Raw genomic sequence first — 13,462 nt, 5'->3', positions numbered from 1 at the left:
CCGCGTACAGAGAGGAACGCCTGATGAACGCCACCCGCGAAACCGTCGCGGAACTGCTCGGCCGCATGGCCAAGGGCGACCACGACGGGGCCGCCGAGCTGTTCGCCGAGGAGATCGACTGGCAGCTCGACTGGCCCGAGGGGGAACACCCCGACACCCCGTGGATCCGCCGGCGCACCGGCCGGGGCGACGTGGCGGGGCACTTCCGCATGCTGGAGGAGTACCACGTGCCCGAGCTGAACGGCACGTCGGTGGCGCGGATCCTGGTGGACGGGCCCGACGCGGTCGTGCTGGGGCACATCAGGCAGACGGTGCGGGCGAACGGCCGCGCGTACACCTCGCCCTTCGCGCTGCACCTCACGGTCGAGGACGGGCTGATCACGCGGTACCACATCTACGAGGACAGCCTCAGCGTGGCCCGCGCCCACGCCCGCGCTGATAAAACCGATATTTCCGAATAATTCTCATTATGTCGTGGCGTATTTCCGGCGCACCCCAGGAAATGCCGCCGCGAATCCCCGGACCTATTCCCGGATTGAGCCGTCCGGCGCAGGACGTAAATGTCATGATGTGATCCGTACCGCCGCTCGACTCGCCTCGCGGACGGAGACAGGATCTTGCCTGAGGATCGGTCCGGGGGACGGCTCGACCACCGCTTCCCGCCCGTCGAGCCGGACGGCACGGGTCTGGCCGGGGTCGACGCCGGGGGCATGACGGTCCTCGTGCGGCACGAGCCCACCGGGGAGCCCACGGGCGAGACCATCGGGTTCCGGGGAGCCGACTTCGGCTCGCTCGACGCCCTCCTGCACCACTGCCTGACGATGATCGGGCGGACGCCTCAGATGCTGGTCGCGGGCGTGGCCGGGCAGCCGCGCCCCAACGGCGACGTCCGCGTCACCAACCGGCCCGACTGGCCGGTCTTCCGGCGCGACCGCTTCGCCGCGACGTACGGGATCCGGGTGGAGACCGTGAACGACATGGAGGCGATGGCCGCCGGCGTCGGAGAGCTGGACGAGAGCGGCCACCAGCGCCTCACCGCCGCCGCGAGCCCGGAGCCGGGCGCGGAGCCGGGGCCGGGGCCGGGAGAGGCGGCGGACGGGCGGGCGCGGCTGGTCGTCGCCGTGGACTCCGGGGTCGGCGTCGGCCACCTCGACCCCCACGGGCGCCCGCACGGCACCGAGGGCGGCCACATCCCCTGGCAGCCGCGCACCCGCCGCGAGAGCGACTACCTCGCCTGGCTGCGCGGCCACCGCACCGGCTCCCCCGCCCCCGGCGCGCACGCCTCCCCTCCCGGCTCCGCCGGGGCCGTCTCGGTGGAGGAGTCGATCTCCGGGTCACGGGGGTTCACGCACCTGTACGACTTCGTGGCGCTGAGCATCGACCCAGCGCCGCTGCTCGCCGCGGGGGTCGAACGCGCGAGGAGCGAACGGCTCGGCATCGCCCCGCTCGTCATCGCCGGCGCGCTGGCCGGTGACGAGTTCTGTGTCCAGGTGATGCGGCTGTTCGGCGGGATCCTGGGGCAGTTCCTGCGCTCGATGGCGCTGGTGACGCTCGGCCGGGGCGGCTCGGTGTGGCTGTGCGGGAGCGTGCTCCGGGCGCCAGGGGTGGCCGACTTCCTCATGGCCGACGGCTGCCTGACGGCCGCGTTCCGCCCGGCGGGCGCCGAGCACGCGGACCTCATGGACGCCATCCCGATCCATCTGGTCCACGACCGAGAAATCGGGGTGAGAGGCGCGCTCGCACTCGGCCGTTCGCGATTTCAATCCACCGGGCGGCATCAACCTGATGATTTTTCCGTCGCGCCGCCTTTACCCGGGACGACGCGACGGTCCGCCTCTAATCCTTATTGACGTGTTGAAGCTGGAAATCATTGGCGGAGTGCATTAGTGGGGATACGCTCATTATCAACAGCCCGGCGAGGCCCATAGGCCGTCAACCAGCGGACCCCGCCGGACCATTGCCCACCCGAAGGAGGGCGTCATGCCGAAGTCCTCTCGCAACCTGAGGATCAGGATCGACGGAGAGTTTCGGGTACGGCCGCCACGCCGCACCTTTCTCATCCTCAGCCTGATCACCGTAGTCGTGACCATCGTCCTGGTAACCGGTGACAACGCGACGGTCCAGCTTTTCCTGTGACCGCCCGGCGCAAGGCCGCCCGCCCTCGCGGCGAGCGGCCTGACGCGCCGGAGCGCACGCCGACGACGGGCCCGCAAGGCGAACTCCGATGCGCTCATGATACCCCGGCGCCCGGAAAACGAAAGGGCCGCGCCGCTCATTGACAACGGCCTTCTTTCGGCCATGGAAATGCCACGGATTTTCCCGCGCCCAGTGTTTGGCATTATCCGCCTCGGGTCACGTCGAAGGCGTTTCCCGCGGCGTGCCGCGCGTCGTTCCAGGACACGGCGGGCACCAGCTCGAATCCGGTCACCATTTCCGGGCGGATGCGGATGACCTGGTCCATCTCTCCCGCCACCCAGGGGGTCAGCCGCTCCCGATAGGAGGCCGCCTCCTCGGGGTCCTCCACGAGCCGCAGCGCGTCGGCCTGCGACAGCTCCTTGAGGTCTCGGGCGGTCATCGCACCGGCCCGCCCGCCGTCATGCGCGACATCCGAATGCGGAACATCCGAACAGTCTGCTGGCCGGCGACTTGCGGAGATAGGGGCCAAAAGTCCCTTTATTTCGGGGCATCTGCGTCATCCGGAGCGCCGTTCGTCGTACGCCGCCTGCGCCTTCAGCACCTCGGGCATGTCCGCCTCCAGCAGCTCGATGAGCGCCCACAGCTTCACGGCGGTGCGCTCGCCGAGCGGCGTGAGGCTGTAGTCCACCCGCGACGGGAACCCCTCGCGGGCGCTGCGGTGGACGAACCCGTCGCGTTCGAGCGCCTGCAACGTCTGCGTGAGCATCTTGTCGCTCACCCCGTCGACCCGGCGGCGCAGCTCGTTGAAGCGCATGGGGTGCTCGTTCAGGCCGATCAGGACCAGCGAGCCCCAGCGGCCGGTGATGTGCTCGAAGGTCGCGCGCGAGGGGCAGGCGCGGGCGAAGACGTCGAACTCCAGCGCCGGCAGAGTCCGCTCCGCCTCCACGGCGGGCTGTACGAGTGCGTCCATGCCCAGATACTACCCCCTGGTTAGCACTTTCTTTTAGTTTGCACTTTCTCGCAGAAAGTGCCATGGTGGGGTGTCCGCACGACAGGGGCTCGCCTCCTGACGTGCGGCCCTGCAGACCACCAGGAAAGGGACAACCATGTACGTCGTCACCGGAGCCACCGGAGCCCTCGGCCGTCTCGCCGTCAAGGAACTGCTCGACCGGGTCCCCGCCGACCAGGTCGCCGCCGTCGTCCGCGACAAGGACAAGGCCGCCGACCTGGCCGCCCTCGGGGTCGAGCTCCGTCTCGCCGACTACGGCGACCCGGCGAGCCTGCGCGCCGCCTTCGCCGCCGGCGACCGGGTGCTGTTCATCTCCGGCAACGAGGTCGGGCAGCGCCCCGCCCAGCACCAGGCGGTCGTCGACGCCGCCAAGGAGGCCGGCGTCGGCCTCCTTGCGTACACCAGCATCCTGGGCGGCCCCGCGGCCGACTTCGGGCTGGCCCGCGACCACCAGTACACCGAGCAGGCGATCCTCGACTCCGGCGTGCCCTACGTGTTCCTGCGCAACGGCTGGTACTCCGAGGTCTACACGCAGAACCTCGGCCAGTTCCTGGAGCAGGGCGCCATCCTGGGCAGTGCCGGTGACGGCCGGGTCGCCTCCGCCGCCCGCGCCGACTACGCCGCCGCCGCCGTCGCCGTCCTCACCGGCGAGGGCCACGAGAACAAGGCGTACGAGCTGAGCGGCGACGTCGCCTGGAGCTTCGACGAGTTCGCCGCCGAGCTGTCCCGGCAGGCCGGCAAGGAGATCACGTACCGGGCCGTGCCGCCCGAGCAGCAGCGGGAGGTCCTCGCCGGCGCCGGCGTGCCCGAGCCCATGATCGCCTTCCTCCAGGACATCGACGGCGCCATCGCGCGCGGGCTCCTCGCGGGGAGGACCGGCGAGCTGTCGCGGCTCATCGGCCGCCCGACGACCCCGCTGGCCGACAGCATCGCCGCCGCCCTGCGCGCCTGACCTCCCCCGCCGGGCAGGAGGCCCGCGCTCCCGGCCTCCCCCGCCGGGCCGGAGCCCCGCGCTCGCTACCTCCCCCAGCGGGCCGGAGCCGCGCGCTCGCGGCCTCCGCCGTCCGGCCGGCGGCCCTCGTACGGAGGCGGGCCGCCGGTCTAGGCTGTGGCGCATGCGCGTAGCGGTGATCGGAGCCAGCGGCCACATCGGCACCTACCTGGTCCCCCGGCTGGTCGACGCCGGCCATGAGGTGGTGGCCGTCAGCCGCGGCAAGCGGGAGCCGTACACGCCTCATGGCGCGTGGCAGCGGGTCACCACCGTGACCGTCGACCGCAAGGCCGAGGAGGCGCGCGGCGAGTTCGGCCGGCGCGTCGCCGAGCTCGGCGCCGACGCGGTCATCGACCTCATCTGCTTCACCGAGGACAGCGCCCGGCAGCTCGCCGAGGCCCTGACCGGCCGCGTCCGCCACTTCCTGCACTGCGGCACGATCTGGATCCACGGCCCGAGCACCCGGGTGCCCACCACCGAGGACCGTCCGCGCCGCCCCATCGGCGAGTACGGCCGCCAGAAGGTCGCGATCGAGGCGTACCTGCTCGACCGGGCGCACCGCGACGGGTTCCCCGCCACGCTGATCCACCCCGGCCACATCGTGGGGCCGGGCTGGGTGCCGGTCAACCCGGCGGGCAACCTCGACACGGGCGTGTTCCAGGCGCTGGCCGACGGCGACGAGGTCACCCTGCCCAACCTCGGCATGGAGACCGTCCACCACGTCCACGCCGACGACGTGGCGCGGCTGTTCATGGACGCGCTGGCCAACCCGTCGGCGTCCGTCGGCGAGAGCTTCCACTCGGTCGCCGCCACTGCGCTCACGCTGCGCGGCTACGCCGAGGCGGTGGCGGGCTGGTTCGGCCGCGAGGCTCGGCTGGCGTACCTGCCGTGGGAGCGCTGGCGCGAGACGGTGCCGGAGGAGCACGCCCGCGTCACCTACGACCATATCGCGCACAGCCCGCACTGCTCGATGGAGAAGGCCGCGCGCCTGCTCGGCCACCGCCCCCGCCACACGTCGCTGGAGGCCGTCGCCGAGGCCGTCGACTGGCTGGTGCGGGAGGGCCGCATCACCCGCTGACCACACCCGTCCTGGCCACGCCCGTCCTGGCCACGCCCGTCAGTGGCCGGCCACGAGCGTCTTCAGCAGGATGACGACCAGCCCCAGCACCAGGTTGATCACCGCCGACGCCATGATCCCGGTCCTGTCCGACCCCGACGTGACCGCCGCCGCGACGGCCCACGCCACCTGACTCGCCACGGCCACCCCCAGCGCCACCCACGTGGCCACGGCGTCCGACAGCCCCAGCGCCCAGGCGATCGCGGCCGCCGCGGCCGGGGGGAACGCGGCCTGGGCGACCGGCCACTCCACCCGTCCCGCCGCGCGGATCCGGCGCCAGGTCATCGGGTGCAGGCCCTGCTCGACCAGCCGGACGTACACGTGCGCGATCCAGAACACCACACCCGTGCTGATCAGCAGGGCCACGAGGTCGGCGGCCGTGCTGGGCGTGCCCGCCGCGCTTCCGGCCACCACGGACGCGGCCAGCAGCGAGCCGTACACGGCGCCCCCGTACTCGACCGGCTCCGGGGCGGCCTCGCTCTCGCGCGCGTTCATGGCCCCAGTCTCCCGGCGGGCCCCGCGGTCCGACAGAGCGGCGTGCGGGCCTATGCCCAGATTTGGAACGACCGCCGGGTCGGGCCGACAGCCGGGAGCGCGAACGGCGGCCGTCATCGGGCGCTGAGCGTGCGCAGGCTCTCGGCGTGGCGGGCGCGGTCGGCCAGCTCGTGGTCGAGATCGTGCATGGCGTGTCCGGGCGCGCTCTCCTCCCGCAGCTCGGCCGCCATGATGCGGTCCAGCCGGAAGCCGCGGCCGGCGCGGCGCGCGCGGCACCATCCGATCAGGTACCACGCCCCGGACGCCGCCAGCAGCCCGCTCGGCTCGACCTCCCGCTCGCTCTGCCTGCCCTCGGCGTCGGCGTAGCGGATCCACACCACCCGCCGCCGCGCCACGGCCTGTTCGACGGCGGCCAGGACGCCCTCGGCCGCGCCGCCGGGCAGCACGTGCACGCGCTCGGTCAGCGCCCGTACCTCCTCGGCCGCCGACGCGCCGAGTGCGGCGGCCAGCTTGCGCATGGCCCCGGGGCCCGCGGCCGAGAAGGGGGTGGCGTGCTCGGCCCCGGCCAGCGCCGCCGCCACGGCCAGGGCCTCGGCGGCGGTGAGGTTGATCGGCGGCAGCGTGGTGTCGCGGTCGATGAACCACCCGCCGTGCTGCCCGGCTTCGGAGCGCACCGGCGCGCCGGCCTCCATCAGCGCCCGCATGTCGCGCTGCACGGTGCGCCGCGACACCCCGAACCGGGCCGCCAGCCAGCCCACGGTGCGGGGACGGGGCGCGATCGCGCGCAGCTCCTCGACGAGGGCGTACAGGCGTTCGGTGCGGTTCATGGCTGCACAGGCTAGACGCCGCCGTCGGCGCGCACCGCGGCGCGGACGAACTCCTGCTGTGCGGCCAGCTCGCGGCGGGCGAGCGCGGTCGGGAAGAGCGTGAATCCGTGCCACCCCTCGGCGGCCACGACCAGCTCGGCCTTGTTGCCCGCGGCCCACCAGCGGGCCGCCATGAACAGCGTGTCGTCGAGCACCGGGTCCTCGGTGCCGACCACGAACCGGGCCGGCGGGAGCCCGCGCAGATCCGCGTGCAGCGGTGAGATGTCCGGGTCGAGCCGCTCCTCCGCGGACCGGCCCGGCAGCGTCTGTTCCTTGAACCAGGCGAGGATCGGCGTGTTGATCAGCCGGTTGCGCTCACCCGCCCCGCGGGCGCTCGGGGTGCCGAGCGCCAGGTCGTACGTGCCGAACGAGAGTTGCGCGGCCCGGAACGCCTCGGCGGGCGGCAGCCCATGCCGGTCCCGCAGCCGCAGCAGAGTGGTGACGGTGAGCCGGGCGCCCGCGGACTCGCCGCCCATCACCAGCCGGTCCGTGCCGAACTCGGCGGCGGCGTTCTCCACCAGCCACAGAGCGGCCTGCGCCGCGTCCTCGGTGCCCGCGGGGTACGGGTGCTCGGGAGCCAACCGGTAGGCGACGCTGAGCACGGCCACGTTGGCCGCGTTCGCCAGGTCGCGCAGACGAAGGTCCTGACCGTCGGCGGAGCCGATCACGCCTCCGCCACCGTGGTAGTGCAGGTACACCCCGTCCGGCTGCCCCTCCTCGGGGAGGAGCACCCGCAGGGGGATCCGATGGCCTGCCGGCGTCGTCACGGTACGCCATCGGGCCTCGGGGAGCAGGGTGACGGGAGGGAACCCGCCGCCGCCCGAACGGCGTTCCTCCCGGGCGGCCGGCGCGTCGTCCTGGACGTGCAGGGGCGTCCGGCGGTCCAGCAACCGCTCCGTGCGGGCGTTGACGGCGCGCGTCTCGGCCAGTTCGTCGGGGTCCAGGCCGGTGAGAGTGCCGGAGAAGGTGCCGGAGAGAGTGGTGGTCGTCATGAGGACGACGATGGCGGGAGGGCGCGACACCGTTCTGTCACGGTTGCGCCCGTGATCCGCGTCACACCGGAGACGCGTCAGAGCCCGGTCTCACGACAGGGCGCGGACCGTGGCGGTGAAGACGGCCGGGAGGCGCTGGGCGGCCGGTACGACGAGGCGGGCCGTGCCCGGACGGCGGGCCACGTACACCAGCGCGCCCGTGAGCAGCCGGTGCGCCCGCGAGATCCGCGCCCATGCCCGCTCGTAGTCCTGCGGCCGGCCCCGCCGCAGGGAGTCGACCAGGGACCGCGCGCACCGCGCCGCCAGCGAGACCCCCTCGCCGGTGAGCGCGTCGGTGTAGCCGGCGGCGTCGCCCACCAGCAGCACCCGCCCGGCCACCCGCGAGCGCACGCGCTGGCGCAGCGGCCCGGCGCCGCGCACCGCCGTCGCGGGCGCCCCGTCCAGGCGGGCCAGCAGGGCGGGGAACGCCTCCAGGTGCTCCTCGTAGCCGCCCCGGCGGGTGCTGAGGATCGCCACCCCGACGAGGTCCCCGGCCACCGGCGTCACGTACGCCTCGCCCGTGCCGGACCAATGGACCTCCACGTGGTCGTTCCAGGGGGCCACCCGGTAGTGGCGGCGCAGGCCGTACCGGCGTGGCCGGGCGTCGGGCAGGCCGAGCCCGAGCGAGCGACGGATCGGCGAGTGCAGGCCGTCCGCCGCCACGAGCCAGCGGGCGCGCAGCCCCGCCGCCTCGACGCCGTCGCCGTCCTGGCGCACGGACGACACGCGGCCGGTGACGGTCTTGACGCCCAGCTCGGCGGCGCGGCGGGCGAGGGCGGCGTGCAGCACGGTACGCCGCACCCCGAGACCTCCGGCGTCGTGGAACGCGGCCCGCGCCGAGTGGCGGCCGTCGAGGTAGTGGATGCCGCGCAGCGGGCGGCCCGTCAGCTCCACGCCCATCGCCGTCAGCGCCGCCACCCCGCCGGGCATCAGGCCCTCGCCGCACGCCTTGTCCACGGGCGTGGCGCGCGGCTCCACCACCACGGCCTCCATCCCGGCCAGGGCGGCGTGGATCGCGGTCGCCAGGCCGGCGGGCCCGCCCCCGGCGACGAGGACGTCGATCACGCGGCGGCCCGCCCGGCGGCCATGGTCAGCGCCGCGTTCTCGCAGCGGATGCGGACGACCATGAGGACCGCGTTGAGCACGGTGAACGCCAGCGCGGTGATCCACGCGGTGTGGACGAGCGGCAGCGCGGCCCCCTCCACGACCACGGCCACGTAGTTGGGGTGCCGCAGCCATCCGAACCGGTACGGCCCGCGCGTCACCAGCGGCAGCCCCGGCACCACGATCACCTGGGTGTTCCAGCGGGGGCCGAGGGCCGTGATGCACCACCAGCGCAACGCCTGGGCGGCGACGACGAGCGCCAGCATCGGCCAGCCGAGCGCGGGCAGGAACGGCCGGTCGGCCAGCGCCACCTCCAGCGGTGCGCCGGCGAGCAGGCCGGTGTGCAGGGCCACCATCCAGGGGTAGTGGCCCTGGCCGGTGACGACGCCGCCGCGTTCGAGGCTCCAGCGGGCGTTGCGGCGGGCGATGCGCAGCTCGGCCAGGCGTTCCAGGCCGACGAGCAGGATGAGGATCAGATACCAGGTCATGGGGTCACCAGCGCAGGAGGACGAGTTCGGAGCAGAAACCGGGGCCCATCGCGAGCAGCAGGCCGTACTCCCCCGGCTGCGGGCGCCGCTCGTCCAGCGTGTCGCCCAGCACGTGCAGCACGGACGAGGACGACAGGTTGCCGTTGGCGGCGAGGGAGCGCCAGGTCAGGTCCAGGGCGCCGGCGGGCAGGTCGAGCACCTCGGCCACGGCGTCCAGCACCTTGGGGCCGCCGGGATGGCAGACCCAGACGGCCATGTCGCGCGCGGTGAGCCCGTGCCCGGCGAGGAATTCGCGCACGTCGTCGGCCAGGTAGCGGCGGACCATGTCCGGGACGCTGGCGTCCAGCAGCACGCCGAACCCCGTGTCGCGCACCTCCCAGCCCATGACGTGCGCGGAGTCGGGGTACAGGTGCCCGCGCGTGGCCACCACGGCCGGGCCGTGCGCCTGCCGCTCGGCGCCGCAGGCCACCACGGCCGCCGAGCCGTCGCCGAACAGCGCGCTCGCGACCAGGTTGGCGGGCGAGGAGTCGCCGCGCTGCACGGTCAGCGAGCACAGCTCGACCGACAGCAGGACCGCGACGTGGCCGGGCCAGCCGCGCAGGTAGTCGTGCAGCCGGGCGATCCCCGCCGCCCCGGCCACGCAGCCGAGCCCGAACACCGGCAGCCGCTTGACGTCGGGCCGCAGCCCGACCCGCTCGACCAGGCGGGCGTCCACCGAGGGCGCGGCGACGCCCGTCACCGACGTGAACATGATCATGTCCACGTCCTCCGGTTCCAGCCCGGCCGCCTTGATCGCCCCGCTCACGCTCTCGGCGCCCAGCTCGACGGCCGTGGCGATGTACGCGTCGTTGGCCGCGCCGAACCCGTCGAGGCGGGCGTACTCCTCGATCGGCAGGGCGAGGTTGCGGAAGTCGACGCGGGCGCTGTGGTGCAGCCGGTCGAGCAGCCGGCGGTCGGCGCCGCCGGGCAGGCACATCCGCGCCGCCATGTCCGTCAGCTCCGCCTGGGGGTAGCGGTTGGGCGGGAAGGACGTACGGACGGCAGCGATACGGGTCATGTGCGGTCTCCGGCTCGTGGCGCTGTACGACTCCGACCTTCCGGACGCTTCCCCTCCCAACGACCGCTAAGCCATCGCGATGACCACATTCCCCTGCCTTTTCGATCATCCCTGGCAAGCCGCGGTCATCCGCCGCTCTCCGTCGCGGCCGTGTCGGCGCGTCCCTGGATCCACGACGGCGGGTGACGCGGCCTACGATCAAGAAGTGACTCGCGATGAGGCGGCGCGACCGGGTGGCCTGTGGCGGACAGCCGGTGGGCTGGCGCGGGCGTGCCATCCCGGCCCGACCGTCGCGGTGACGTCCCTGGTGACCGCGCTCGCGGTGGCGAGCGGGCGCGACGCGGCCGGGTGCGCGCTGGTGGCGGCGGCCGTGCTCACCGGGCAGCTCTCGGTCGGCTGGTGCAACGACGCGGTCGACGCCGGCAAGGACGCCGCGGCCGGGCGGGCCGGCAAACCGATCGTGGACGGCACGGTCGGCGCCGTCGTCGTCCGGAGCGCCGCGTTCGTCGCCCTCGCCCTGTGCGGGCCGCTCTCGCTGGCCTCCGGGCTGCTCGCCGGGTCGGCGCACCTCGTGGGCGTGGCCGCCGCGTGGGTCTACGACCTGGGGGTGAAGGCCACGGTCCTGTCGTGGGCGCCGTACGTGGTGGGGTTCGGCTCGCTGCCCGCCTTCGTGACGCTCGGGCTTCCCGGGCACCCGTGGCCGGCGTGGTGGGCGGTGACCGCGGCGGCCCTGCTCGGGTGCGGCGCCCACCTGGCGAACGTCCTGCCCGACATCCCCCACGACCTCGCCGTCGGGGTGCGCGGGTGGCCGCAGCGGCTCGGCGCGGAGCGCACACGGCTGCTGGCCCCGCTGCCGCTGCTGGCCGCGACGTGGCTGCTGGTCTTCGCGCCGCCGGGTGACACGGGCGTCGCGGGATGGCTGGCGGTGGCGGTGTCGGGGGCGCTGGTGGCGGCGGGCACGCTGCTGCACGGCCGGTCGGCGCGGGCGCCGTTCGCCGCCGCGATCGGGGTGGCGGCGGTGGGTGTCCTCGTCCTGCTCGCCAACGGCCCGGCCCTCACCGCCTGAACGTCCGGGCGTAACCCCCCGGCTCTCACCGCCTGAACGTCAGCAGGTTCGACACGGACTCGCGCAGCCAGCGGCGGCCCACCGCGAGCGCCATCGGCAGCGGCACCATCCCCGCCCCCAGCCCCACCTCCACCAGCAGGTCGAACACCTCCTTGCGCCGGGCCGCCGTGCCGATGGCCGCGTCGATGAACCCGGGCGACTGGGCCAGGCGGGCCAGCACGTCGGTGGTCCGCAGGTGCGGCCCTAGAGCGGCGCGCAGCTTGCGCCGGTAGGCGGGCAACGGGTCGCCGGGCGCCTCGACGGCCGCCTCGCCCGCCAGCCGTCCCGACAGCAGGGCGTAGTAGATGCCCTCGCCGGTGAGCGGGTTGATCAGGCTGGCGGCGTCCCCGGCGAGCATGACGCGGCCCGCGCCGGGCGCGGGCCGTCCGGACGACAGCGGCAGGTGGTGGGCGCGCAGCTCCCGGGCCGGCCGGTCGGGAAGCAGCTCGGCCAGACGGCCGTGCAGCACCTCCCGGCCGGGCGCGCCGAGCGCGTGCAGCCGGGGCAGCAGCATGCCGAAGCCGACGTTCGCGGTGCCGTCGCCGATCGGGAACGACCACGCGTAGGCGGGCCAGCCCTCCTTCTGCATGGCGATGAGCTGGGCGTCCTCGGAGCCGGGCACGTCGGCGTACCCGCGTACGGCGATGGCCGTGTGCTGCGCCGTGTTGGGCGCGATGCCGACGAGACGCCGGACGGCGGAGTGGGCGCCGTCGGCCGCCACCACCGCGCGGGCGGCGATCCCCGCGTCGATGACCGGGTACGGGCCGGACTGGTCGATCGAGCGGACCCGGTGGCGGCGGACCTCGACGCCCCGCGCCCGGGCCGCCTCGACCAGGCGGGCGTCGAACACGCGGCGCGGCACGACGTGGTTGGGCCGGGCCGCCTCGGCGCTCACCCGCGAACCGCTCGGCGACACCACGGACAGGCGGGAGGTGGGCCGGTAGTCGTCGATGAGGCCGGGCAGGCCGAGCAGGGCCAGCTCGTCACGGCCGTGGGCCGCTATGCCGTCGCCGCACGCCTTGTCGCGCGGGAAGCCGGCCTTGTCGAGCAGCAGGACGCGGGCGCCGGGGCGCAGCTGCCGCGCCCGCAGCGCCGCCGCCGCGCCCGCCGGGCCGCCGCCCACGACCACGAGATCCCAGACGTCGTTCACATCCGGACTGTGCCCGAAGTACCTGAGCAAGTACCTAAGCACGACAGATTCCTCGTCGCCGGCCGCTCCGTAATTTAGTCGTCAGAAGGAACGACCACGAAGGAGAGCACCATGAGCGACATCAACGAGCTGATCCAGCGCTACCTCGCCGCCTGGAACGAGACGGACGCGACGGCCCGGCGGGCGGCGCTGGCGGAGGTCTTCGCCGAGGACGCCACGTACACCGACCCGCTGGTGTCGGTGCGCGGCCTCGACGGCCTGGACGCGACGATCGCCGCCGTCCAGGGCCAGTTCGGCGGGCTGGTGTTCAGCCTCGGCGGGGCCGTGGACGCCCACCACGACATCGCCCGGTTCACCTGGAACCTGGGCCCGGAGGGGGCCGAGCCGCTCGCCGTCGGGTTCGACGTCGCGGTCATCGGCGAGGACGGCCGGATCACCCAGGTGCTCGGCTTCCTCGACAAGGTGCCGGCCGGGGCCTGAGACCGGCCGGTGGAGCCTGACGTCGGCGGGCGGACCCGGTCACCGGTCCGCCCCCGCCCGTACGACCACGACGACCGCGGCCGGACCCGGTCACGCGTCGTAGTTGAAGCCGAAGGCGCGCACGCCGGTCTCGGAGCGGGGCCGATGGCTGGTGTTCGGCCCGAAGGCGACGTAGGTGCCCGGGCCGTGGGGGCGCTCGCCCTCGATGAGCTCGCCGCGGACCACGAAGTACGCCTCGCCGTAGGTCTCGTGCACGTCGAGCTCCGGCCACTCCGCGCCCGGCTTGAGATCGACGACCCAGGTCCTGATCCCCGGCATCCCGGGAAGCATCCGCACGTGGACTCCGGGGCCGAGCTCGACCCCCGGGACGGCGTCGACGTCGATCGGCAGTGTCTGCCCAGGTAGGACCTGTTCTGGCGGTGTCATCGGGCCA

Annotated in this window: 17 protein-coding genes; 7 read left to right on the top strand and 10 right to left on the bottom strand. The window is 74.1% G+C overall.

The window, feature by feature from the left end; translation table 11 throughout:
* Positions 1–23 precede the first annotated feature (23 nt).
* The 3 genes from HD595_RS19690 to HD595_RS19680 all read left to right on the top strand — a co-directional run bounded on the left by HD595_RS19690 (position 24) and on the right by HD595_RS19680 (position 2,136).
* Positions 24–461 carry a nuclear transport factor 2 family protein gene (locus HD595_RS19690; RefSeq protein WP_253771086.1) on the top strand — a complete coding sequence of 146 codons (438 nt, stop codon included), beginning with the start codon at positions 24–26 and terminating at the stop codon, positions 459–461.
* 156 nt (positions 462–617) lie between these two features.
* Entirely contained in the window at positions 618–1,850 is a 1,233-nt protein-coding gene (locus HD595_RS19685; protein ID WP_253771084.1) for a glucokinase, read from the top strand.
* A 130-nt stretch (positions 1,851–1,980) separates the two neighbouring features.
* Entirely contained in the window at positions 1,981–2,136 is a 156-nt protein-coding gene (locus HD595_RS19680; protein WP_253771083.1) for a hypothetical protein, read from the top strand.
* 202 nt (positions 2,137–2,338) lie between these two features.
* Here the strand turns inward: HD595_RS19680 and HD595_RS19675 are convergent, their stop codons facing one another.
* Together HD595_RS19675 and HD595_RS19670 are read right to left on the bottom strand one after the other, a co-directional pair.
* The gene (locus HD595_RS19675; RefSeq protein WP_253771082.1) at positions 2,339–2,575 is read right to left on the bottom strand and encodes a hypothetical protein; all 237 of its coding nucleotides are present in this window, start codon (positions 2,573–2,575) and stop codon (positions 2,339–2,341) included.
* A 117-nt stretch (positions 2,576–2,692) separates the two neighbouring features.
* Complete coding sequence (locus tag HD595_RS19670; RefSeq protein WP_253771081.1) at positions 2,693–3,106, bottom strand: winged helix-turn-helix transcriptional regulator; 414 nt, start codon at positions 3,104–3,106, stop codon at positions 2,693–2,695.
* Between the two features lie 136 nt (positions 3,107–3,242).
* On the opposite strand from HD595_RS19670, the gene HD595_RS19665 reads away from it, so the two are divergent.
* Positions 3,243–4,097: an SDR family oxidoreductase gene (locus HD595_RS19665; protein WP_253771080.1), complete on the top strand. Its 855-nt coding sequence runs from the start codon at positions 3,243–3,245 to the stop codon at positions 4,095–4,097.
* Between the two features lie 163 nt (positions 4,098–4,260).
* Positions 4,261–5,214, top strand: coding sequence for an NAD-dependent epimerase/dehydratase family protein (locus HD595_RS19660; protein WP_253771079.1), 954 nt, complete (start codon positions 4,261–4,263; stop codon positions 5,212–5,214).
* Between the two features lie 39 nt (positions 5,215–5,253).
* On the opposite strand, the gene HD595_RS19655 is transcribed toward HD595_RS19660, so the two are convergent.
* From HD595_RS19655 to HD595_RS19630, 6 genes are all read right to left on the bottom strand, one after another.
* Positions 5,254–5,748 carry a hypothetical protein gene (locus HD595_RS19655; RefSeq protein ID WP_253771078.1) on the bottom strand — a complete coding sequence of 165 codons (495 nt, stop codon included), beginning with the start codon at positions 5,746–5,748 and terminating at the stop codon, positions 5,254–5,256.
* Positions 5,749–5,861: 113 nt separating this feature from the next.
* Positions 5,862–6,575: a helix-turn-helix transcriptional regulator gene (locus tag HD595_RS19650; protein ID WP_253771077.1), complete on the bottom strand. Its 714-nt coding sequence runs from the start codon at positions 6,573–6,575 to the stop codon at positions 5,862–5,864.
* Positions 6,576–6,586: 11 nt separating this feature from the next.
* Complete coding sequence (locus HD595_RS19645; protein WP_253771076.1) at positions 6,587–7,606, bottom strand: alpha/beta hydrolase; 1,020 nt, start codon at positions 7,604–7,606, stop codon at positions 6,587–6,589.
* Between the two features lie 90 nt (positions 7,607–7,696).
* On the bottom strand, positions 7,697–8,710 hold the full coding sequence (locus HD595_RS19640; RefSeq protein ID WP_253771075.1) for an NAD(P)/FAD-dependent oxidoreductase: 1,014 nt from the start codon (positions 8,708–8,710) through the stop codon (positions 7,697–7,699).
* Positions 8,707–9,237, bottom strand: a complete 531-nt coding sequence (locus HD595_RS19635) for an isoprenylcysteine carboxyl methyltransferase family protein (protein WP_253771074.1) — start codon at positions 9,235–9,237, stop codon at positions 8,707–8,709. The genes HD595_RS19640 and HD595_RS19635 overlap by 4 nt, the downstream gene beginning before the upstream one ends.
* 4 nt (positions 9,238–9,241) lie before the next feature.
* Positions 9,242–10,294: a type III polyketide synthase gene (locus HD595_RS19630; protein ID WP_253771073.1), complete on the bottom strand. Its 1,053-nt coding sequence runs from the start codon at positions 10,292–10,294 to the stop codon at positions 9,242–9,244.
* A 205-nt stretch (positions 10,295–10,499) separates the two neighbouring features.
* Here HD595_RS19630 and HD595_RS19625 point away from each other — a divergent pair, with 205 nt between their 5' ends.
* Positions 10,500–11,360, top strand: a complete 861-nt coding sequence (locus HD595_RS19625; RefSeq protein WP_253771072.1) for a UbiA family prenyltransferase — start codon at positions 10,500–10,502, stop codon at positions 11,358–11,360.
* 25 nt (positions 11,361–11,385) lie between these two features.
* On the opposite strand, the gene HD595_RS19620 is transcribed toward HD595_RS19625, so the two are convergent.
* A complete protein-coding gene (locus HD595_RS19620) occupies positions 11,386–12,549 on the bottom strand; it encodes an NAD(P)/FAD-dependent oxidoreductase (RefSeq protein ID WP_253771071.1) in 1,164 nt (387 codons plus the stop codon).
* A gap of 111 nt (positions 12,550–12,660) precedes the next feature.
* Between HD595_RS19620 and HD595_RS19615 the strand changes: the two genes are divergently transcribed.
* Positions 12,661–13,029: a nuclear transport factor 2 family protein gene (locus HD595_RS19615; RefSeq protein ID WP_253771070.1), complete on the top strand. Its 369-nt coding sequence runs from the start codon at positions 12,661–12,663 to the stop codon at positions 13,027–13,029.
* Between the two features lie 90 nt (positions 13,030–13,119).
* On the opposite strand, the gene HD595_RS19610 is transcribed toward HD595_RS19615, so the two are convergent.
* Positions 13,120–13,455 (bottom strand): cupin domain-containing protein, encoded by a 336-nt coding sequence (locus HD595_RS19610; protein ID WP_253771069.1) that lies wholly within the window; start codon positions 13,453–13,455, stop codon positions 13,120–13,122.
* Positions 13,456–13,462 lie beyond the last annotated feature (7 nt).

The organism is Nonomuraea roseoviolacea subsp. carminata (genome assembly GCF_024172185.1).
GTDB lineage: Bacteria > Actinomycetota > Actinomycetes > Streptosporangiales > Streptosporangiaceae > Nonomuraea > Nonomuraea roseoviolacea.
The sequence above is the reverse complement of the archived record's forward strand: the minus strand, read 5'-3'. Positions and strand labels throughout refer to the sequence as shown.

Excerpts from the sequence above, each read along its gene's own strand:
- HD595_RS19690 (WP_253771086.1), top strand. The coding sequence starts at position 24 with ATGAACGCCACCCGCGAAACCGTCGCGGAACTGCTCGGCCGCATGGCC.
- HD595_RS19680 (WP_253771083.1), top strand. The coding sequence starts at position 1,981 with ATGCCGAAGTCCTCTCGCAACCTGAGGATCAGGATCGACGGAGAGTTT.
- HD595_RS19675 (WP_253771082.1), bottom strand. The coding sequence starts at position 2,575 with ATGACCGCCCGAGACCTCAAGGAGCTGTCGCAGGCCGACGCGCTGCGG.
- HD595_RS19670 (WP_253771081.1), bottom strand. The coding sequence starts at position 3,106 with ATGGACGCACTCGTACAGCCCGCCGTGGAGGCGGAGCGGACTCTGCCG.
- HD595_RS19665 (WP_253771080.1), top strand. The coding sequence starts at position 3,243 with ATGTACGTCGTCACCGGAGCCACCGGAGCCCTCGGCCGTCTCGCCGTC.
- HD595_RS19660 (WP_253771079.1), top strand. The coding sequence starts at position 4,261 with ATGCGCGTAGCGGTGATCGGAGCCAGCGGCCACATCGGCACCTACCTG.
- HD595_RS19655 (WP_253771078.1), bottom strand. The coding sequence starts at position 5,748 with ATGAACGCGCGCGAGAGCGAGGCCGCCCCGGAGCCGGTCGAGTACGGG.
- HD595_RS19650 (WP_253771077.1), bottom strand. The coding sequence starts at position 6,575 with ATGAACCGCACCGAACGCCTGTACGCCCTCGTCGAGGAGCTGCGCGCG.
- HD595_RS19645 (WP_253771076.1), bottom strand. The coding sequence starts at position 7,606 with ATGACGACCACCACTCTCTCCGGCACCTTCTCCGGCACTCTCACCGGC.
- HD595_RS19635 (WP_253771074.1), bottom strand. The coding sequence starts at position 9,237 with ATGACCTGGTATCTGATCCTCATCCTGCTCGTCGGCCTGGAACGCCTG.
- HD595_RS19630 (WP_253771073.1), bottom strand. The coding sequence starts at position 10,294 with ATGACCCGTATCGCTGCCGTCCGTACGTCCTTCCCGCCCAACCGCTAC.
- HD595_RS19615 (WP_253771070.1), top strand. The coding sequence starts at position 12,661 with ATGAGCGACATCAACGAGCTGATCCAGCGCTACCTCGCCGCCTGGAAC.
- HD595_RS19610 (WP_253771069.1), bottom strand. The coding sequence starts at position 13,455 with ATGACACCGCCAGAACAGGTCCTACCTGGGCAGACACTGCCGATCGAC.